This is a genomic window from Amycolatopsis sp. La24 (assembly GCF_029087445.1).
Lineage (GTDB): Bacteria > Actinomycetota > Actinomycetes > Mycobacteriales > Pseudonocardiaceae > Amycolatopsis > Amycolatopsis nivea.
In genome coordinates this window covers 36,425-51,838 of the sequence record NZ_JARACH010000005.1, presented here as the reverse complement: position 1 = coordinate 51,838, position 15,414 = coordinate 36,425, and the positions used below count along the sequence as shown (strand labels likewise).

Below are 15,414 nucleotides of genomic sequence, written 5' to 3'. Positions count from 1 at the left end.
GGAAGAGCGAGCGGAAAGGCTCGCAACCGGCAGTCAGCCGAGCACCGCGCCGGCGACCCGCAGGAACGCGATGGTGGCGTCCGCCAGGACCGCGACGCCCGCACCGAGCACGGCCACAGTGGGCAGCAGCGACAGCGGGCGCGTCACAGTCGGAGCGCTTCGCAGAGCGCGGACGCGGCCCCCGACTCCGCGGTCGCTGAACGCGAGCGCGGGCGGGGCGGGCGGGACGGCGGCCAGCGCCGCCCGGGCCAGCGACCGCGCGGCGAGTTCACGGTCGGCCACCGCGGTCGCGGCATCTTCGTCCGCCCAGCGCTCGAGCTGAAACGCGATTTGGCCGCGCAGGCGGATCAGGACCGGATTGATCGCGACCGCGACGGCCGCGACCGCCTGATACCGATGGTGCCGGTGCGCGAGATGCGCGCGCTCGTGGGCCAGCAGCACGCGGCGCTCCTCGGCGTCGAGCGCCCGCAGCATGCCGTCGGAGACCACGATCCGGCCAGGCCGGCCGATGCCGCCCGCGACGGCATAGGCGTGCGGACTGGGATCGGTGAACACCACCAGCTCGCCGCGCGCGCCGGCGACGACGCCGTTCATCGCCCGCCGCACCCGGCCGCGGCGGTACAGCGCACTGGCCACCCGGACCACGATCGCCGCGAGCAGCACGGCCGCGACCAGGCCGGCGATCCGCGGCACCGGGTCCAGCCGGCGCAACTGGGCCGCCGAGATCGGCGAATGCTCGAGAATCTCCCCGAGATGGCTCAACCCCGCACCGGCGACCATGACCAATCCCCACAGAGTCCCCGCGCCGACCGCGGTCGCCACCGCGCAAAGAAGGCGCACCGCGGCAGGCGGCGCCAGCCGCCTGCCCGCCAGCGGAAGGCCGCGCACCGCCAGCACCGGAAGCAGCAAAGCCAGATACACGTCGACTCTCACCGCCGGCCGCCCTGGGGACGATCGCCCTCGTCGAGCATCTCGCGCAGCGCCGCCGCGTCCTCGGGCCCGAGGGTCGTCACGAACTTCTGCAACGCGGCCCCCCGGTCCCGGGCCTCGCGCAACGCCACGTTCATCCGTTCGGCAGTGAGCTCGGCATGCGCCCGCCGCGGCGAGTACACGTGCCCGCGCCCCGATGCCGCCCGTTCGGCCAGGCCCTTCTCGTGCAATCTGGTCAGCACGGTCAGCACCGTCTTGTACGAGAGATCCGTCCCCACCGCCTCGTGCACCGCCGCACCGGACAGCGGCGCCGGAGCAGCCCACAGCGCGGCCATCACTTCCGACTCCAGCGCGCCCGCCGCGCGCCGTGCCCGCGATCCGTCTCCGCCGGGCATGGTCCTCCTCAGTCCGTTCTCGCGGCACGGCCCCGCCCGCGCGCCCGCTCGGCTCGCCGGCCGCGAGCACCACGAGGGTACCTGCCGGACGCCGCCGCCCGGCTGCTGTCGCCGGACGGCGGACCGTCTCCGGGCACCGCCCGGGATTCGTCCCGGTCCTGGAAACGCCCGGGGCTCACCGCTTCCAGACGCCGGTGATCGGCCGGGCGGAAGCGGCCTCTCCGAGCGGTGCCAGGCCGTACATGTCCTCGACGGTGCGAAGAACGCTGTAGTGGTCGATCGGCTGGGCGCTGCGCGTCGTGCGCACCATCGGCCCGGACAGGATCGTCGGGATCCGATTGGCGGGGGTCCCGGTGTCCTCGTCGAAGGTCACGATGAGGAGGCTGTTGTGCGCCTGCGCCCACCGGGCGTATCCGGACAGATTCCCGGCCGCCCAGCCGTCTCCCGCGGAAACCGGGCAATCGTGCATGTCGTGGCACATGTCGGGGATCACGAACGACACCGTGGGCAGCGTCGAGTAATCGGCGGGGAAATGCCGATAGGTCCGGTTCGCGCTGGGCGGCACGTTGCTGAAATCGGGCAAGGGGTTGTGTTTGCGACGGTAGGCGCCGTCAGCCGAGGAACACCCGGCGAATCCGTCGCGCGGCATGCCTTCCGCGAACCCGGCGAACCGGAATCCGGCATCGGTCAACTGGCTCGCCAGGTTGGGCCGCGCACCGAGGTCCCGCGGGCAGGAATCGTCGGCGACGCCCTGCGGAGAGCCGGAGAACAACGCCACGTAGTTCGGCTGGCTGGGATGCGCGATGCCGTGCGAATCGGACAGGCTCGCCCCCGCTGCCGCGAGCGAGGAGAGATAGGGAGCGCCGGCCGCCCCGTCGACCTCGGTCTCGCCCTCGTTCTCGAAGATCGCCACGACGACGTGGTCCGGCCGGGGAAGGCTTGCCGGAGCAGCGGCGGCTGCCGACGGGTGCGCCCGCGGGTACGGCGTCGGTCCGGACGAGGCGCACCCGGCCAGCAGAAGCAGCGCACCGCCCAGCGCCGCCGCCCGGCTCACCCGTTTCCCGCGATACACCGGACCTCCTCGCCGCACTCCGGACCTGGCATTCGTCTCGCGGTCACGCGGAACACACAAGCACGACTTCTACAATAATGTAGAAGCGTTGACCGTCAGGAATCGAGCCCATGCCCTCTCTCCCCGCGCCCGGCCCTCACCTCCTCGCGTTCCCGGCAGCGGGAACACGACCACGTCGAGCCCGAGGGGACGCCTTCGCCGCGGTGCCGGAGAACCGCTCGTGAACCGCCCGTACCCGCCCGGCGAGCCGCCGCACTGGCCCCGCGGCCGCCACCCGGGGCCGATCCCGCCCCGGCGGTCGGCCGGGCCGGGGCGGCCCGCGGATCCGCGCAACCAGCCGGAGCCGGAACTGCTCACGCATCGGCTGCCCGCCCCGCCCCCGCTGCCGGCCGCCCGGCCCAGGCCGGCCGGCCCACGCAACCCGCCGCCGCCGAGCGGGCCCGCCCGGCCGCGAGTGCCGCGGAAGAAGCTCTGGCGGCGCATCCGGCGCGGCCTCTACGTCCTGGCCGGCGTGTGCCTGCTCGGCCCGGTCATCGCCTTCGTCGTCGCGTACCAGTTCGTGCGGGTGCCCGATCCGACAGCGCTCGCCGCCGCGCTCAACCAGCCGGTCACCCTGTACTACGCGGACGGCTCCGTGATGTACACCAAGACCGGAACCGCAGGCAATCGCCAGCTGGCCACCTGGGACCAGATCCCGCAGTCGATGAAGAACGCGCAGATGGCCGCCGAGGACGAGACCTTCATGACCAACTCGGGCTTCGACCTCAACGCGATCGTGCGCACGGTCTGGAACCGGCTCAACGGCGGCACCGGCGGCGGCTCCACCATCGGGCAGGAGTACGTCAAGAAGGCCACCGGCAACGACCAGCCGACGCTCGCCCGCAAGATGGCCGAGATGGTCGAGTCCTACAAGATGACGAACACCTATTCCAAACAGGACATCCTGACCGCCTACCTGAACACCGTCTACTTCGGACGCGGCGCGTACGGGATCAAGGCGGCGGCCAAAGCGTTCTACGGGGAAGACGTCAGCAAGCTCACCAACGAACAGGCCGCGCTGCTGGCCGGGATGGTCCAGCTGCCGTCCTACGCGGACAAGCCCGCCTACGAGCAACAGCGCTACCGCTACGTGCTGGGGCGGATGCTCGCCAACCACTGGCTCAGCCAGGCGGAATACGACTCGGCCGCCTTTCCGGCGCCGATCGCCCAGACGAGCGCGGGATCCGGCCCGGCCCTTTCCCCCACCCGCCAGTACATCGTCGCCGCGGTGTTCGACGAGCTGGCCAAGAAGGGCCTCCCGGAACAGGCGTTGTCCCGGTCCAGAGCCAAGATCTACACCTCGATCCAGCCCCCCGCGCAGACCGACGCCGAACACGCGGTCGCGAAGATCACCTCAGCCGACCGCGGCTATCCGCACGAAGGCGCCGCACTGGTTTCGGTCGACCCGTCCACCGGCGGGATCGTGGCGTACTACGGAGGGGACGGCTCGACCTCCTACGATCTGGCCAGAACCCCGCAACAGCCCGGTTCCTCGTTCAAGCCCTATGTCCTCGCCGCCGGCCTGCGCACCGACCCGGGCCGCATCGGGCTGAACACCGTCTACGACGGCAGCGACAACCAGACCATCGACGGGCAATTGGTGCACAACTCCGACGGCGAGGGCGCCAGCCGGATCACCGTCAAGGACGCCATGACCAAGTCCGTCAACACCGTCTTCTACCGCATGGGCGCGCAGGCCGGAGTCAACAACGTGCGGCAAGCCGCCTGGGACGCGGGAATCCCGAAACGCATCACTTCCTCGCTGGGGTCCGCCTTCGACTCGCTCCAGCAAGACGACCCGGTCACCGGCAACGGAACCGGCAGCACCCAGCTCGGGATCTCGATCGGCCAGTACCCGGTCCGGCCGATCGACCAAGCCCAGGGCTACGCCACCTTCGCGAACGACGGGAAGTACCTCCCGGCGCACTTCGTCACGAAAGTGACGGACGGGACCGGAAGCCAGCTGTACCGGTTCGACACCGCGGCCGTTCCGGCATTCGGCTCCGACCCCGCCGCCAGCGCCGCGATCGCGCACACCGTCACCGCGTCGATGACCGACGTCGCCTCGTCGTCCGGCGACGGCTTGCGAGGCGGCCGCCCGAACGCGGCCAAAACCGGAACGGCCCAATTCAACAACACCGGGCACAACTCGGAAGCCTGGATGGTCGGCTACACCCCGCAAAACGTCACCGCCGTCTGGTTCGGCAACACCCAGCAGCCCGCACCGATCTACGGCAACTACCACAACGGCATCGGCTCCGATCACGGCTACGACGTCTACGGACGCGAAGAACCCGGTTACATCTGGCAGGACTTCATGAACGCCTACCTCGCCGGGCAGCCCGCGCGCGACTTCCCGCCCGCCCCCGCGGGCACCGCCGCCCCGGCCACGACCGGCAACCCGGCGCCGGCCACCTCGAACCAGACCACACCGGACACGCCGACGACCGCCCCGGCAACCACGCCCTCCACCACCGCCGCGCCGACCACGTCCGACCAGCCGACGAGCCCGCAACCCACCGCTGCGTGCGGCCCCAGTTGCCCGACCACCACGCCCGGCCGGCGGCACCACGGTCCGGGTCCGGGCAGCGGCGGGTAAGAGCACCGCCTCGCCCGGCCCCGCCGGAGGATTGCCGGTGCCGGCGCCTACGTGACGAAGCCGCTGCTCGACGCCCGCATCCTCGCGCTGCCGCGGCGCGCCGCACCGATCCGGCACTGCGACGTCCGCGTCGGCGATCTGCCCCGATCGATCAGTTCGGGTAGCCCGCCGGTGTCCCTGCGGTCTGCACGGCGTAGCCGGTGGCGCTGCCCGAGCCGCCGAGGGCGGGGCTGTCCTGGGTGTAGGCGATGTGCGCGAACCCGTTTTGGTCGGTGTCGACGCCGAAGTCGTCGAGCAGCTGACGGCCTCCGGTGCAGCTGACGCCGCCCTCGCAGATGGCACCCTTGTGCACGGGGACAACCTGGGTGGTCGACCAGCCGCTGCCGGTGTTCTGCGCGAAGTAGACGTACCAGGTCTGCCCGTCGGGGGTGCCGTAGTAGACGAGGTCGGTGCCCGCGCTGGTGGCGACGTGCCAGGGAAAGACAGCCCGCTTGGAAGTGCTTACCGGACCGGAACAGCTCCAGGTGTCGCCGTGGTCGGCCGAGGTGGCGACGTAGACGGCGGTGTCGTTGGAGACGACGTAGGACAGGGTGCCGTTCGGTGCGACCGAGACGTTGGGGAAGTTGTGGCCCAGCCCGGCTGCGCCGAAGGCCGTCGTGCAGGGGATCGGTTTGCTGGTCCAGGTGTGCCCGCCGTCGGCGGAGACGCCGAGGAACGCTTCGTTGAACTCGCTGCCGGAGGATGAGCTGGGCGCGACGAACGATTGGTAGGCCCAGAAGCCGCCGGACACCGGAGAGGCATTGCGGTGGTCGATCGCCAGGTTGCCGAGTTCGTTGTTCATTGCTTTGTAGTCGGTGTCCGGGATTACGCGGGCGACGTGCGTGTAGAGAGTGCCGCCGTTGTCGGAGCGAAGTACATCGATGTTGTTGGTGAGGATGTCGTGGTAGGTCAGCAGCGAGGTGTCGGCGCCGTAGGCGGCGATCCATTCCCGGTCGTCGAGCGGCAAGCCGGCCTGGACCGGGGTTTGGCTGAAAGTGCGGCCGTTGTCGTCGGACACCGCGACGTTGACCGAGGCGAGGTTCAGGCTCGCGACGTAGATCCGGTAGGTGCCGGCGGCGGATTTCTCCGGTGCGAAAGCGCTGTCGGTGTCCCCGCCCGACAGGCCGATGCCGCCGATCGCGTTGGGCTGGCCCGCGTAGGTCAGCCCGCACGCGGCCGCGGTGCTCGGGCCCTGCCAGTACTGGCTGCCGCCGCCGAGGCCGTTCTCGGAGCTGAGCCCCACCAGACCGGCCTTCGACACGTGGATCGACGGCTCGCCGGCCGCGTTGGCGCCGCACCCGCTCGCACCCGCGTTCTGCACCTGCAACTGACCGGTGGCGAAAGCGGAGCCGGCCGCCTCCGCCCGATGACGGCTCGCCGCTGCCGGTGCCGCCACTGCCAGGAGGACCGCCGCGGCGAACACCGTCGTCTTGGACAGCCGGTTCTCGGAGTTCCGCATGGTTTCCTCCAGCCTCGATGCCAGACGGCCTGACAAAGGAGAGGGAACTCGGCGACGACTATGACGTGCGTCACCGAATCTGTCGAAGCTCGTTGCCTAACAGCGGGCATGGACCGCATTTCGGGAGGTCTTCTGATGACGTCGTGTGCGCGCCGAGTGGCCCTGATCGCGGCAGCAGTGCTGTTGACCGCACCTTCGGGAGTGGCTGACGCTACGGCCGGGGCCGGGGCCGGGGCGTACACCGTGCGCACCCTGCACTTCGACGTGCTGGTCGGGCCCGGCGGGGTGCAGCGCTGCGACATCGTCGGCGACCTGTACACGCCAGCCGACGCCGGTCCGGGCCACCGCGTGCCGTCCATCCTCACCACCAACGGGTTCGGCGGGTCCAAGGACGATCAGGCCGGAATCGCGCGATACTTCGCCGCGCACGATTACGCGGTATTGTCCTATTCCGGCCTCGGCTTCGGCGGTTCGGGCTGCAAGATCACACTGGACGACCCGGATTGGGACGGGCAGGCCGCGAGCCAGCTGGTGAGCTTCCTCGGCGGCGCCGACGGGATCGCCTACGCGGATGCGGCACACGCGCAGCCGGTCGCGGGCGCCGACTACGTGGTGCGCGATCCGGTGGACCACGCCGGCCGGACTGACGCCGCGGATCCCCGGGTCGGCATGATCGGCGGTTCCTACGGCGGCGAGGTGCAGTTCGCGGCCGCTTCGGTCGACCCGAGGATCGACACCCTCGTCCCGCTGATCACCTGGAACGACCTGTCCTACTCGCTGGCCCCGAACAACACCGATCTCCGCACTGGCGTCACCTCGGCCACCCCCGGGGTCACCAAGCTGACCTGGCCGCTGCTGTTCTTCACCGAGGGCGCGGTCTTGGACAGCGCGACGGGCTTCACCAGCGACCCGTCGAGGGTGATCGGCTGCCCCAACTTCACCACTGACATCTGCGCGGACCTCGCGGCGTCCGGGACGCTGGGCTATCCGACACCGGACACGCTCGCGCTGACGCGGCATGCGTCGGTGTCCGCCTACGTCAACCGGATCCGCGTTCCGGTCCTGCTGGCGCAGGGCGAGAACGACACGCTGTTCAACCTCAACGAGGCGGCCGCCACGTACCGAGCGCTCAGGGCCCAGGGCACGCCGGTGAAGATGATCTGGCAGTCCTGGGGTCACTCCGGTGCCACCCCCGCGCCCGGCGAGCTGGACCTCGCCGGCCCGGACCCGGCCGCCCAGTACGAAGCCGCCCGCGTGACCAGCTGGTTCAACCAGTACTTGCGCGGCGGCCAGCCGGACGCATACCCCGGATTCGCCTATTTCCGCGACTGGATCGACTACACCGGCATCGCCACCCCGGCCTACGGCAGCGCCCCCGCCTACCCGGTGGGCACGGGCATGAAGTTCTTCCTCTCCGGCAGCGGCGACCTGGTCACCGATCCGAGCGGTGTCCGGGCCGGGGCACAAAGCTTCCTCACACCCCCGGCCGGATTCCCGACCAGTTCGTCCGGAATCGACGCGTTTTCGCCGAACCTGCCGCCCGACGAGAATCTCCCTGGGACTTACGCTTCCTGGACCGGCCGCCCACTGGCCGCGCCACTCGAAGTGGTCGGCGAGCCGCAGCTCGAGGTGAAGGTGCAGGCGCCCACCACGGCGGTCAGCAGCACGCTCGGTCCAGCCGGCCAGCTCGTGCTGTTCGCCAAGCTGTACGACGTGGCGCCGGACGGCACGGAAAGCCTCGTGCACAACCTGATCGCCCCGGTCCGGCTGTCCGATCCGGCCAAGTCCGCGCGCATCACACTGCCCGCCGTCGTGCACCAGTTCCCGGCCGGGCACGCGATCCGCGTCATGCTCGCCAGCGGCGACCTCAACTACCGGGCGGGCCTGGTCGCGGCGCCTGTCACGGTGAGCACCGGAGACACCGGTCAGGTCCTCACCCTGCCGACCACCGGTCGCTGAGCGCGGGGACCGCTCGCCCGCCGTCCGGGAGAACCGACCGGCTCCGCCCGCGACCACGGACCCGGCTTGCCCGCCGCTCACGGCCGCCCCAGGTCTGTTCCATGCCGGGCTTCAGACCTCTTCTCCCCCGGTATTCAGCGGTGAACCCGCCGCAGCCGAAAAGCACAAGAATCAATTCCGGTGGCCCTGGCCGGGTTTCTTCTCGTGACTGACCCGGATCCGAGAGCGGGCGTCCCTTCGCCCGGACGACGCGGGAGACGACAGCCGGGACTCGGCGTCGACGCCGAGGACGAAGACCGTTTCGATCGGAGGGTCAGCGAGCCCCCGTCGCGCAGCGCCCCGGCCGCTTTCCCGATGTCGCCAGCCGCCGCGGTCGCCCGCACAGCCTTCACCAGTCCGGTCCGGGTGCCGTCCTCCGGCAGGCACGCACAGCCGCCCGCGACCCTCGGTCACCCGGCGGCGAACCGGGCCTCGACCGTCGACCCGGCCGGGTCGGAGTGCATCCGCACCAGGTCCGCGAGATGGTTCACCAGCAGCAATCCGCGGCCGCGGACCTGGTCCGGCGGAGCCGGGAGGCGGCCGGCCATCGGATCCGCCAGCCACCCCTCGTCCCGGACCTGGCACACCAGTTCGCCGTCCGCGAACCCCAGCCGCACCACCGCGGATCCGCTGCCGTGCTCCACGCTGTTGACCGCCAGCTCCGACACCGCCATCACCGCGTCCTCGACCCGGTCCTCGGGCAGGCCGTGCCGCCGCGCCGTCTCTGCCGTCACCAGACGGAGGTCGCCAAGATCGGGTTCGGCGACGGCAAAGGACCGCGCGCCGAGCGGCGGCGGCAGCTCACGGTTGTAGTCGGCGACCACCGCGTCGGGCGCGTAATCGCCGCTCTCGCGCCACTCCCCCGCGCCCTCGATCAGCCAGGGATGCGTCCGGAGAGCATCCGCCAGCTCGGTCGCGCCCAGCGCTTCGGCGTCGTAAGGACACAGGATGGTCGCCCACCGGCCATGGAAAGCCAGGTTGATCAACGCCTCGTGCTGAGCGCACGCCGGATACTCCGCCGACGACCGGCCCGCCCAGACCGGCTCCCCGACGATCCGCACATGCTCGTCCGGATGCGCGTCGGCGAACGCGCGCAGCACGCCCGGAATGATCCGCCCCGGGTTGCGGCCTGCCTCGGTCATGTCGACCAGCAGCGCCCGATCCGCGTCCGCACCCAGCTCGGCCCGCACCAGGTCCACGTGCTCCGGCGGCGCGGCGACCGCTGCTGGCTCGTCCGCGGCCAGCCCGTCCCGGACGAACGGGACGACGCCCGCCAAGAACTCGGCGGCACCCCGGTAGAACAGCGCCGGATGCAGGAACGCTCGGGCCCGCATCACGGACGCCGCGCGGGCAACGACGATTCCTCCGAGCGCATCACGATCACTTCCTCACCGCCGCCACCCTGCCGGCAAGCTCGGGTCACTATGCCCAACGCTATCCCTCCCTGCCAGGTCGACGCACGGTCGAAGCGAACGTGCCGGTCATTTCGGCAAGCCGAATTGGCCCCGGTTCGGCACTTTGAGCTCTAGCGATGGTTGAGGTGAGGTCCCGGCAGGCGACACCTAAGCACCGTGCGCGTCGCCCGCATACCCTTTCCCCAGTGCCGACGCGTTCCCCAGACGAACCATCGCCACCAATGCCCGCGATGTCGTCGCCCCGACTCGAAGCTCCTTCCGCAACGTCTCCGCAGAAATCGGACGCCTGTGCAGTCGCCAGTGCTCAGCATCGGCCCGACGGGCCCGCTCCACCAACTCCCCGTCAAGATCACCAGCGCCCCCGGCCGCGGCCCCCAGCCGCTCCCGGCTGTCCGGCGCCAACGGCTCGCACATCGCCCGCTCCACGCCTTCATCCCGGTGGCCCACAGCGCAAGACCCGGGCAACCACGCTGATCCGGCACCGGTGCTGGCAGCGCTCAACGCCCGAAGCAGGCCGGGGCCAGCCTCAGCCCAGCCGACCAGGAGCAGCGGGCCTACCGAGTCGAACGCTGCTCTGCCCCATTGACCAGCACATACCGGATCAGCGACATTCAACAGCAGAGTCACCACACTCGCGGCCAGCAGCAGGCGACGCGCCGGGCGCAGCACGTCGTCGCCAACGCCCGACAACGCCAGATGCCGCGTACCCACCAGCAACCCAAGGACGGTCAGGTCGACAGCGGGCGCCACCAGCGGGGCCACGAACACTGGAACCTGCAGCTTCAGCGCCAAAGTCAAGACATTCCCGAAGCCGAACGTGAACGTGAGTCCAACGACTGATCCCATGGTGACCGTGACAAACTGCGCCACCGTTCGCGAATTGGCACTCACGACGAACTCCTCGCGGACCTGAGTCCGAAGGTGGCCTCCACCACCAACGTCCCGGCGAGAACCTCCTGGTCAGCCCCGTTCCCATCCTTGGGCAGTCCTGCCGAGGGCACATCTTCTTCACTTCTTTTTCCGGTTTCTGACGCCAGGCCTCTCTCGGCCGATGTCAGGTGGCACCTGAACCGCAGGGACTCCCCTCACCGCGGTGCCCGGCCGCTATTTCGCTAGCTCGGCCGTCCAGGTTTCCCGCTTTCGGCGACCCGCAGCAACGCCTTCCCGATCACCGCGGCTTCCTCATCGCTGAGGTGCGCCGAGAAATGCCGCTCGATGCTCTGCAGGTAGACCGGTGCGGTCTTGCGCAGCGCGCGGACGCCCTCGTCGGTGATCACCGCCCAGCTGACCCGGCGGTCGTCCGGCTCCGGGCGCTTCGTCACCAGCTCGGCACGGACCATCTCGTCGACCAGCCTGCTCACCCGCGTCCGGCTCAGCACCACGCGTTCGGCGACCTCCGCCATCCGCAGCCCCTTCTTTCCCGCCGCGTTCAGTTCCAGCAGGACGTCGTACCAGGCCAGGGGCACGGTCCCGCCCCGTTGCACGTCGGTTTCGATGGCTCGCACCGCGGCGCTGTGCGCGAGCAGCATCGCCCGCCACGCGTCCAGGCCGATCTTCGGGTCGCTCACGCCTCCCAGTGTAGGTCATTGCGTGCGGGCGCACTTAATGAGTAAGGTGCGTGCGTACGCACTTAAATCCTGAGGAGGCACCGATGGTCGAACCCATCACGCGCGACGAGGTCAAGAAGCACATCGACGCCGGATCGGCGATCGTCGTCGAGGCGCTGCCCGCCGACTACTACGCGAAGGCGCATCTGCCCGGCGCGCTCAACCTGCCAGTCGACGACGTCGAGAAACTCGCGCCAACCTTGTTGCCGCACAAGGACTCCGCGGTGATCGTCTACTGCGCCGACTCCCCTTGCCAGAACTCCGCCACCGTCGCGAAGCACTTGGCGGAACTCGGGTACACCCAGGTCTTCGACTACGACGAGGGCAAAGCCGACTGGATCGCGGCCGGACTGCCGACCGAATCCGGCCGTTGAGAGCGAAGGAGGGAAACGACATGACAGACGCAACCCGCGTGGTCGCCGGAACGGAACTTCCCGCCGCGGGGACCTGGAAGGTCGACCCCGGGCACGCCGAGGTCGGTTTCGTGGGCAGACATTTCCTGCTGACCAAGGTCCGCGGCCGGTTCACCGGGGTGGACGCCACGGTGGAAATCGGCGAGAAGATCGAGGACACCACGGTGCGCGCGGTCATCGAAATGGCCACTGTGGACAGTGGAGATCAGACCCGGGACGACCATCTGCGTTCCGGCGATTTCTTTGACGTGGAACAGCATCCGCGGGCCACGTTCGCATCGACCTCGGTCACCGTGACCGGCACCGAGGCGACCATGGTCGGAGACCTGACCATCAAGGGCGTCTCGCGTCCGGTCACCCTCGCCGTCGAGTATCTCGGCCACGCGCGCGATCCGTGGGGGAACGATCGCGCGGTATTCTCCGCTCGCGGCAAAATCAACCGCGAGGATTGGGGGCTGGTCTGGAACATGGTGCTGGAATCGGGAGGCCTGCTGGTCTCGAAGGAAATCGAACTCGTCCTTGAGATCGAGGCGATTCGCGCTTCCTGAGTGGACAGTGGACCGGCCGGGTTGGCCGCCGCGCCAACCCGGCCGCTCAGTTCGACTCGGTGAGGACCGCGGCGAGAGCGAACTGTTCCCGCGCCGCTGCCTCCTCGCCCCTCGCCTGGTGACAAGCCCCAAGCCGGTTCCGGACTTCGATCTCTGCCCACGGGGACATCTGGTCGGTCAACGCGCTCAGCGCCCGCAGATGATACGAGAGTGCGAGATCCAGGCTCCCCAATTCCTGTTCCGCAGAGCCGAGCCGCGAAAGCGAACTCACCAGCAACAACCGGTCGTCGAGTCGCTCAGCCAATTCGACTGCCTCGCGCAAGGGTTCCGCCGCGTCCGGGCGGCCCAGATGCAGGCGGACGCTGCCGATGTGGCTGGACGCCCGGCCCAGCATCGCCGGATTTCCCGTTGCGACCGCGACTTCTCGCGATTCGGCGAAACGGACGAGCGAGCGTTCGTATTCGCCGTGCTTGAAGTGCACGTACCCTAGGCCCGAAACCGCTCGTTCGACTAACCAGCTGTCCGCCACTTCCTCGGCTAGCGTCCGGGCGTCGGTCAGCACTTGTTCCGCTTCGTCCAGCGGTCCGGCGAACATCGTGACCATTCCCAGTCCGCACAAGCCCCGTGCGGTTTCTCGCCGGTCGCCGTTTTCCCGGCTGATCCGCAGGCCTTCCTCGCACCATTGCCTCGCCTGGACGGGATCGCCCAGCCCGAGGTATGCCCAGCCGAGCCCGAACCGCAGTGCCGTGCTCATCCGCTGATCCGCCACGTTGTCTACTTCGGACAGAGCAACTTCCAGCAGGGCAACGCATTCCCGGTACCGGATGCGGCGCACGAGGTAGTCGACGGCTCCCTCGGCAATCCAGCACGCGTAGTCCGGATGGCCCGCGGCGACCGCGGACGAGACGACTTCCACCAAGTCGCCCGCCTGGTCCAGCCACGCCGACGCGTCCACCAGCCCCGTGAAAGGCGAGTCGGTGGGTGCCGGGCCACTGGGGAAACCGGGTTCGCCCCATTCGCTCGCGGCGCGGCAGGCGTGCAGGTAGACCCCCAGTCCGCTGGCGACGTCGGGTTCGTCCGCGGCGAGGCGGCGCGCGTAGACGGCGACCAGGTCGTGCATCCGGTACCGGCCCGCGGCGGGCGCTTGCACCAGGTTCGCGTCGACCAAGTCTTCGAGCACGCTTTGCGCCTCGCGCCGAGGACAGCCGAGCATCGCGGCGAGGACGAGTTCGTCGAATTCAGGCGCGGGCGCGCGGCCCAGCGTGCGGAAGGCGCGTTGAGTTTTAGGCGGAAGCTGGTCATAGGAAAGCCGGAACGCGGCCTCGACGCTCCGTTCCTCCGCGGTCAGTTCGCCGAGCCGGTCAGTGTCGTCGACGAGCCGGTCCGCCAGGTCCCGGAAGGTCCACATCGGACGGTTTTGCAGCCTGGCGCCCGCGATGCGCAGGGCGAGCGGAAGACGTCCGCACAGGCTGGCCAGTTCGCGCACGGCCTCGCGTTCCTGGCTCGCCCGCGCCGGGCCGACGATCCGGCCCAGCAAGCCCGCGGCGGCGTCGGAAGTCAAGGGGCCCAGGGAAATCCGGCGATCAACGTCCAGACCGGGCAGTCGGCGACGGCTGGTGATCAGCACCCGGTTTCCGGTTCCGCCGGGCAGCAGCGGGCGAACCTGCTCGGCGCTGATCGCGTCGTCCAGCACCAAAACCAGGCGGAGCGGAGCGGTGGCGGCGCGCCAGTTCGCGGACAATTCGTCCAGGTCATCCGGAATGTTCTGCTCGTTGACGCCCGCCGAGCGCAGCAATCGCCGCACCACCCGTACCGGAGTGAGCGGAGCGCGGCTGGTGCTGTGCCCGTGCAGTGCGACGAACAGGCAGCCGTCGGGATGTTCCTCGCGCAGCAGCTGGGCCGCGCGCACCGCGAGCGCCGTTTTCCCAGACCCGGGCACTCCGTCCACTGCGGACACTGCGCTTCCGGGCGCGACGAGCCGGGCGAGTTCGTCGTCGCGGCCGGATAGTTCCCCGACGTCGTGCGGCAGTTCGTCCCGGATCCTGGGCGCCGTGGCTGGCCGCGCCGCGACGCCGAGCGCTCCGTCATCGCCGCGCAGCACCGCCTCGTGCACGCGACGCAGATCTTCGCTGGGTTCCAGCCCCAGCTCATCGCGCATCCGGACACGGAACTCGCGCCAGGTGTCGAGCGCGTCGCTCTGCCGGCCGGCCCCGTAAAGGGCCCGCATGAGCAGGCCGGTCAGCGGTTCACGGTCCGGATGCTCGGCGAGCAGCGCCGTCACCTCGCCGATCGCCGACGCGTAGTCACCGAGCCGGATCAACGCGTCCGTCCGGTCCTCGACCAGCCCGACTCGGCGTTCGACAAACCGCCTTCGCTCCCGTTCGGCGAACGGGCCGGGCAGTCCGGCCAGCGGAACGCCTTCGTAGAACGCCAGCGCCTGCCCGTACCCGTCGGCGGCAGCGGCGAGCGAGCCGGCCGCGGCGGCTTTCTTGGCCCGGGCGGCGATCTCGTCGACCCGCACCGCGTCCACTCCGACGCCGGCCCCGGCGAACCGGTACCCGCCCGGATCGGTCCGGAGCACGGATTTCGCGTCCGCGCCGGCCGCGGCCAGGGATTTCCGCAGCTGGTAGATGTAGCCGGGCACGCCGTCGCTCTCCGGCGGATGCTCGCCCCACACCCGGTCGACCAGTTCGGCGCGGCTGACCGTGACGTCCGGCCGCAGCAGGAGCGCGACCAGCATCGTCGTTCGCAGCACCGGCCCGAGTTCCAGCGGCTGCCCGCCGTACCAGCCGCGGACCGGCCCGAGCACCGTGAACTCCAGCCGGGACCCGGGCTCGCGCTCCGCCCCTCCCCGGCCGGTTCGCACGGCGCCCGACGACATACCGAGAGTTTAAAGCAGC

Annotated in this window: 12 protein-coding genes; 4 read left to right on the top strand and 8 right to left on the bottom strand. The window is 70.1% G+C overall.

Going from position 1 to position 15,414, the window contains the following annotated elements; translation table 11 throughout:
- Positions 1-33: 33 nt before the first annotated feature.
- The 3 genes from PUT80_RS08360 to PUT80_RS08350 all read right to left on the bottom strand — a co-directional run bounded on the left by PUT80_RS08360 (position 34) and on the right by PUT80_RS08350 (position 2,397).
- The gene (locus tag PUT80_RS08360; RefSeq protein ID WP_037365774.1) at positions 34-933 is read right to left on the bottom strand and encodes a M48 family metalloprotease; all 900 of its coding nucleotides are present in this window, start codon (positions 931-933) and stop codon (positions 34-36) included.
- Positions 930-1,325, bottom strand: coding sequence for a BlaI/MecI/CopY family transcriptional regulator (locus PUT80_RS08355; RefSeq protein WP_037365772.1), 396 nt, complete (start codon positions 1,323-1,325; stop codon positions 930-932). The genes PUT80_RS08360 and PUT80_RS08355 overlap by 4 nt, the downstream gene beginning before the upstream one ends.
- Before the next feature lie 175 nt (positions 1,326-1,500).
- A complete protein-coding gene (locus tag PUT80_RS08350) occupies positions 1,501-2,397 on the bottom strand; it encodes an alkaline phosphatase family protein (RefSeq protein WP_101437981.1) in 897 nt (298 codons plus the stop codon).
- Positions 2,398-2,617: 220 nt separating this feature from the next.
- Between PUT80_RS08350 and PUT80_RS08345 the strand changes: the two genes are divergently transcribed.
- Positions 2,618-5,035 carry a transglycosylase domain-containing protein gene (locus PUT80_RS08345; RefSeq protein ID WP_143271427.1) on the top strand — a complete coding sequence of 806 codons (2,418 nt, stop codon included), beginning with the start codon at positions 2,618-2,620 and terminating at the stop codon, positions 5,033-5,035.
- A 151-nt stretch (positions 5,036-5,186) separates the two neighbouring features.
- Here the strand turns inward: PUT80_RS08345 and PUT80_RS08340 are convergent, their stop codons facing one another.
- Positions 5,187-6,533 (bottom strand): hypothetical protein, encoded by a 1,347-nt coding sequence (locus PUT80_RS08340; protein ID WP_037365768.1) that lies wholly within the window; start codon positions 6,531-6,533, stop codon positions 5,187-5,189.
- Between the two features lie 201 nt (positions 6,534-6,734).
- Here PUT80_RS08340 and PUT80_RS08335 point away from each other — a divergent pair, with 201 nt between their 5' ends.
- The gene (locus tag PUT80_RS08335; protein ID WP_235079424.1) at positions 6,735-8,492 is read left to right on the top strand and encodes a CocE/NonD family hydrolase; all 1,758 of its coding nucleotides are present in this window, start codon (positions 6,735-6,737) and stop codon (positions 8,490-8,492) included.
- 449 nt (positions 8,493-8,941) lie between these two features.
- On the opposite strand, the gene PUT80_RS08330 is transcribed toward PUT80_RS08335, so the two are convergent.
- The 3 genes from PUT80_RS08330 to PUT80_RS08320 all read right to left on the bottom strand — a co-directional run bounded on the left by PUT80_RS08330 (position 8,942) and on the right by PUT80_RS08320 (position 11,514).
- Positions 8,942-9,865, bottom strand: coding sequence for a sensor histidine kinase (locus tag PUT80_RS08330; protein ID WP_037365766.1), 924 nt, complete (start codon positions 9,863-9,865; stop codon positions 8,942-8,944).
- A 228-nt stretch (positions 9,866-10,093) separates the two neighbouring features.
- Positions 10,094-10,837, bottom strand: coding sequence for a hypothetical protein (locus PUT80_RS08325; protein WP_081655249.1), 744 nt, complete (start codon positions 10,835-10,837; stop codon positions 10,094-10,096).
- A gap of 221 nt (positions 10,838-11,058) precedes the next feature.
- Positions 11,059-11,514 (bottom strand): MarR family transcriptional regulator, encoded by a 456-nt coding sequence (locus PUT80_RS08320; RefSeq protein ID WP_275291600.1) that lies wholly within the window; start codon positions 11,512-11,514, stop codon positions 11,059-11,061.
- A gap of 83 nt (positions 11,515-11,597) precedes the next feature.
- Between PUT80_RS08320 and PUT80_RS08315 the strand changes: the two genes are divergently transcribed.
- Positions 11,598-11,927 (top strand): rhodanese-like domain-containing protein, encoded by a 330-nt coding sequence (locus PUT80_RS08315; protein WP_134728205.1) that lies wholly within the window; start codon positions 11,598-11,600, stop codon positions 11,925-11,927.
- Positions 11,928-11,947: 20 nt separating this feature from the next.
- Positions 11,948-12,514 (top strand): YceI family protein, encoded by a 567-nt coding sequence (locus tag PUT80_RS08310; RefSeq protein ID WP_275291598.1) that lies wholly within the window; start codon positions 11,948-11,950, stop codon positions 12,512-12,514.
- Between the two features lie 46 nt (positions 12,515-12,560).
- Here the strand turns inward: PUT80_RS08310 and PUT80_RS08305 are convergent, their stop codons facing one another.
- Positions 12,561-15,395: a BTAD domain-containing putative transcriptional regulator gene (locus PUT80_RS08305; protein WP_275291597.1), complete on the bottom strand. Its 2,835-nt coding sequence runs from the start codon at positions 15,393-15,395 to the stop codon at positions 12,561-12,563.
- Between the last annotated feature and the right edge of the window lie 19 nt (positions 15,396-15,414).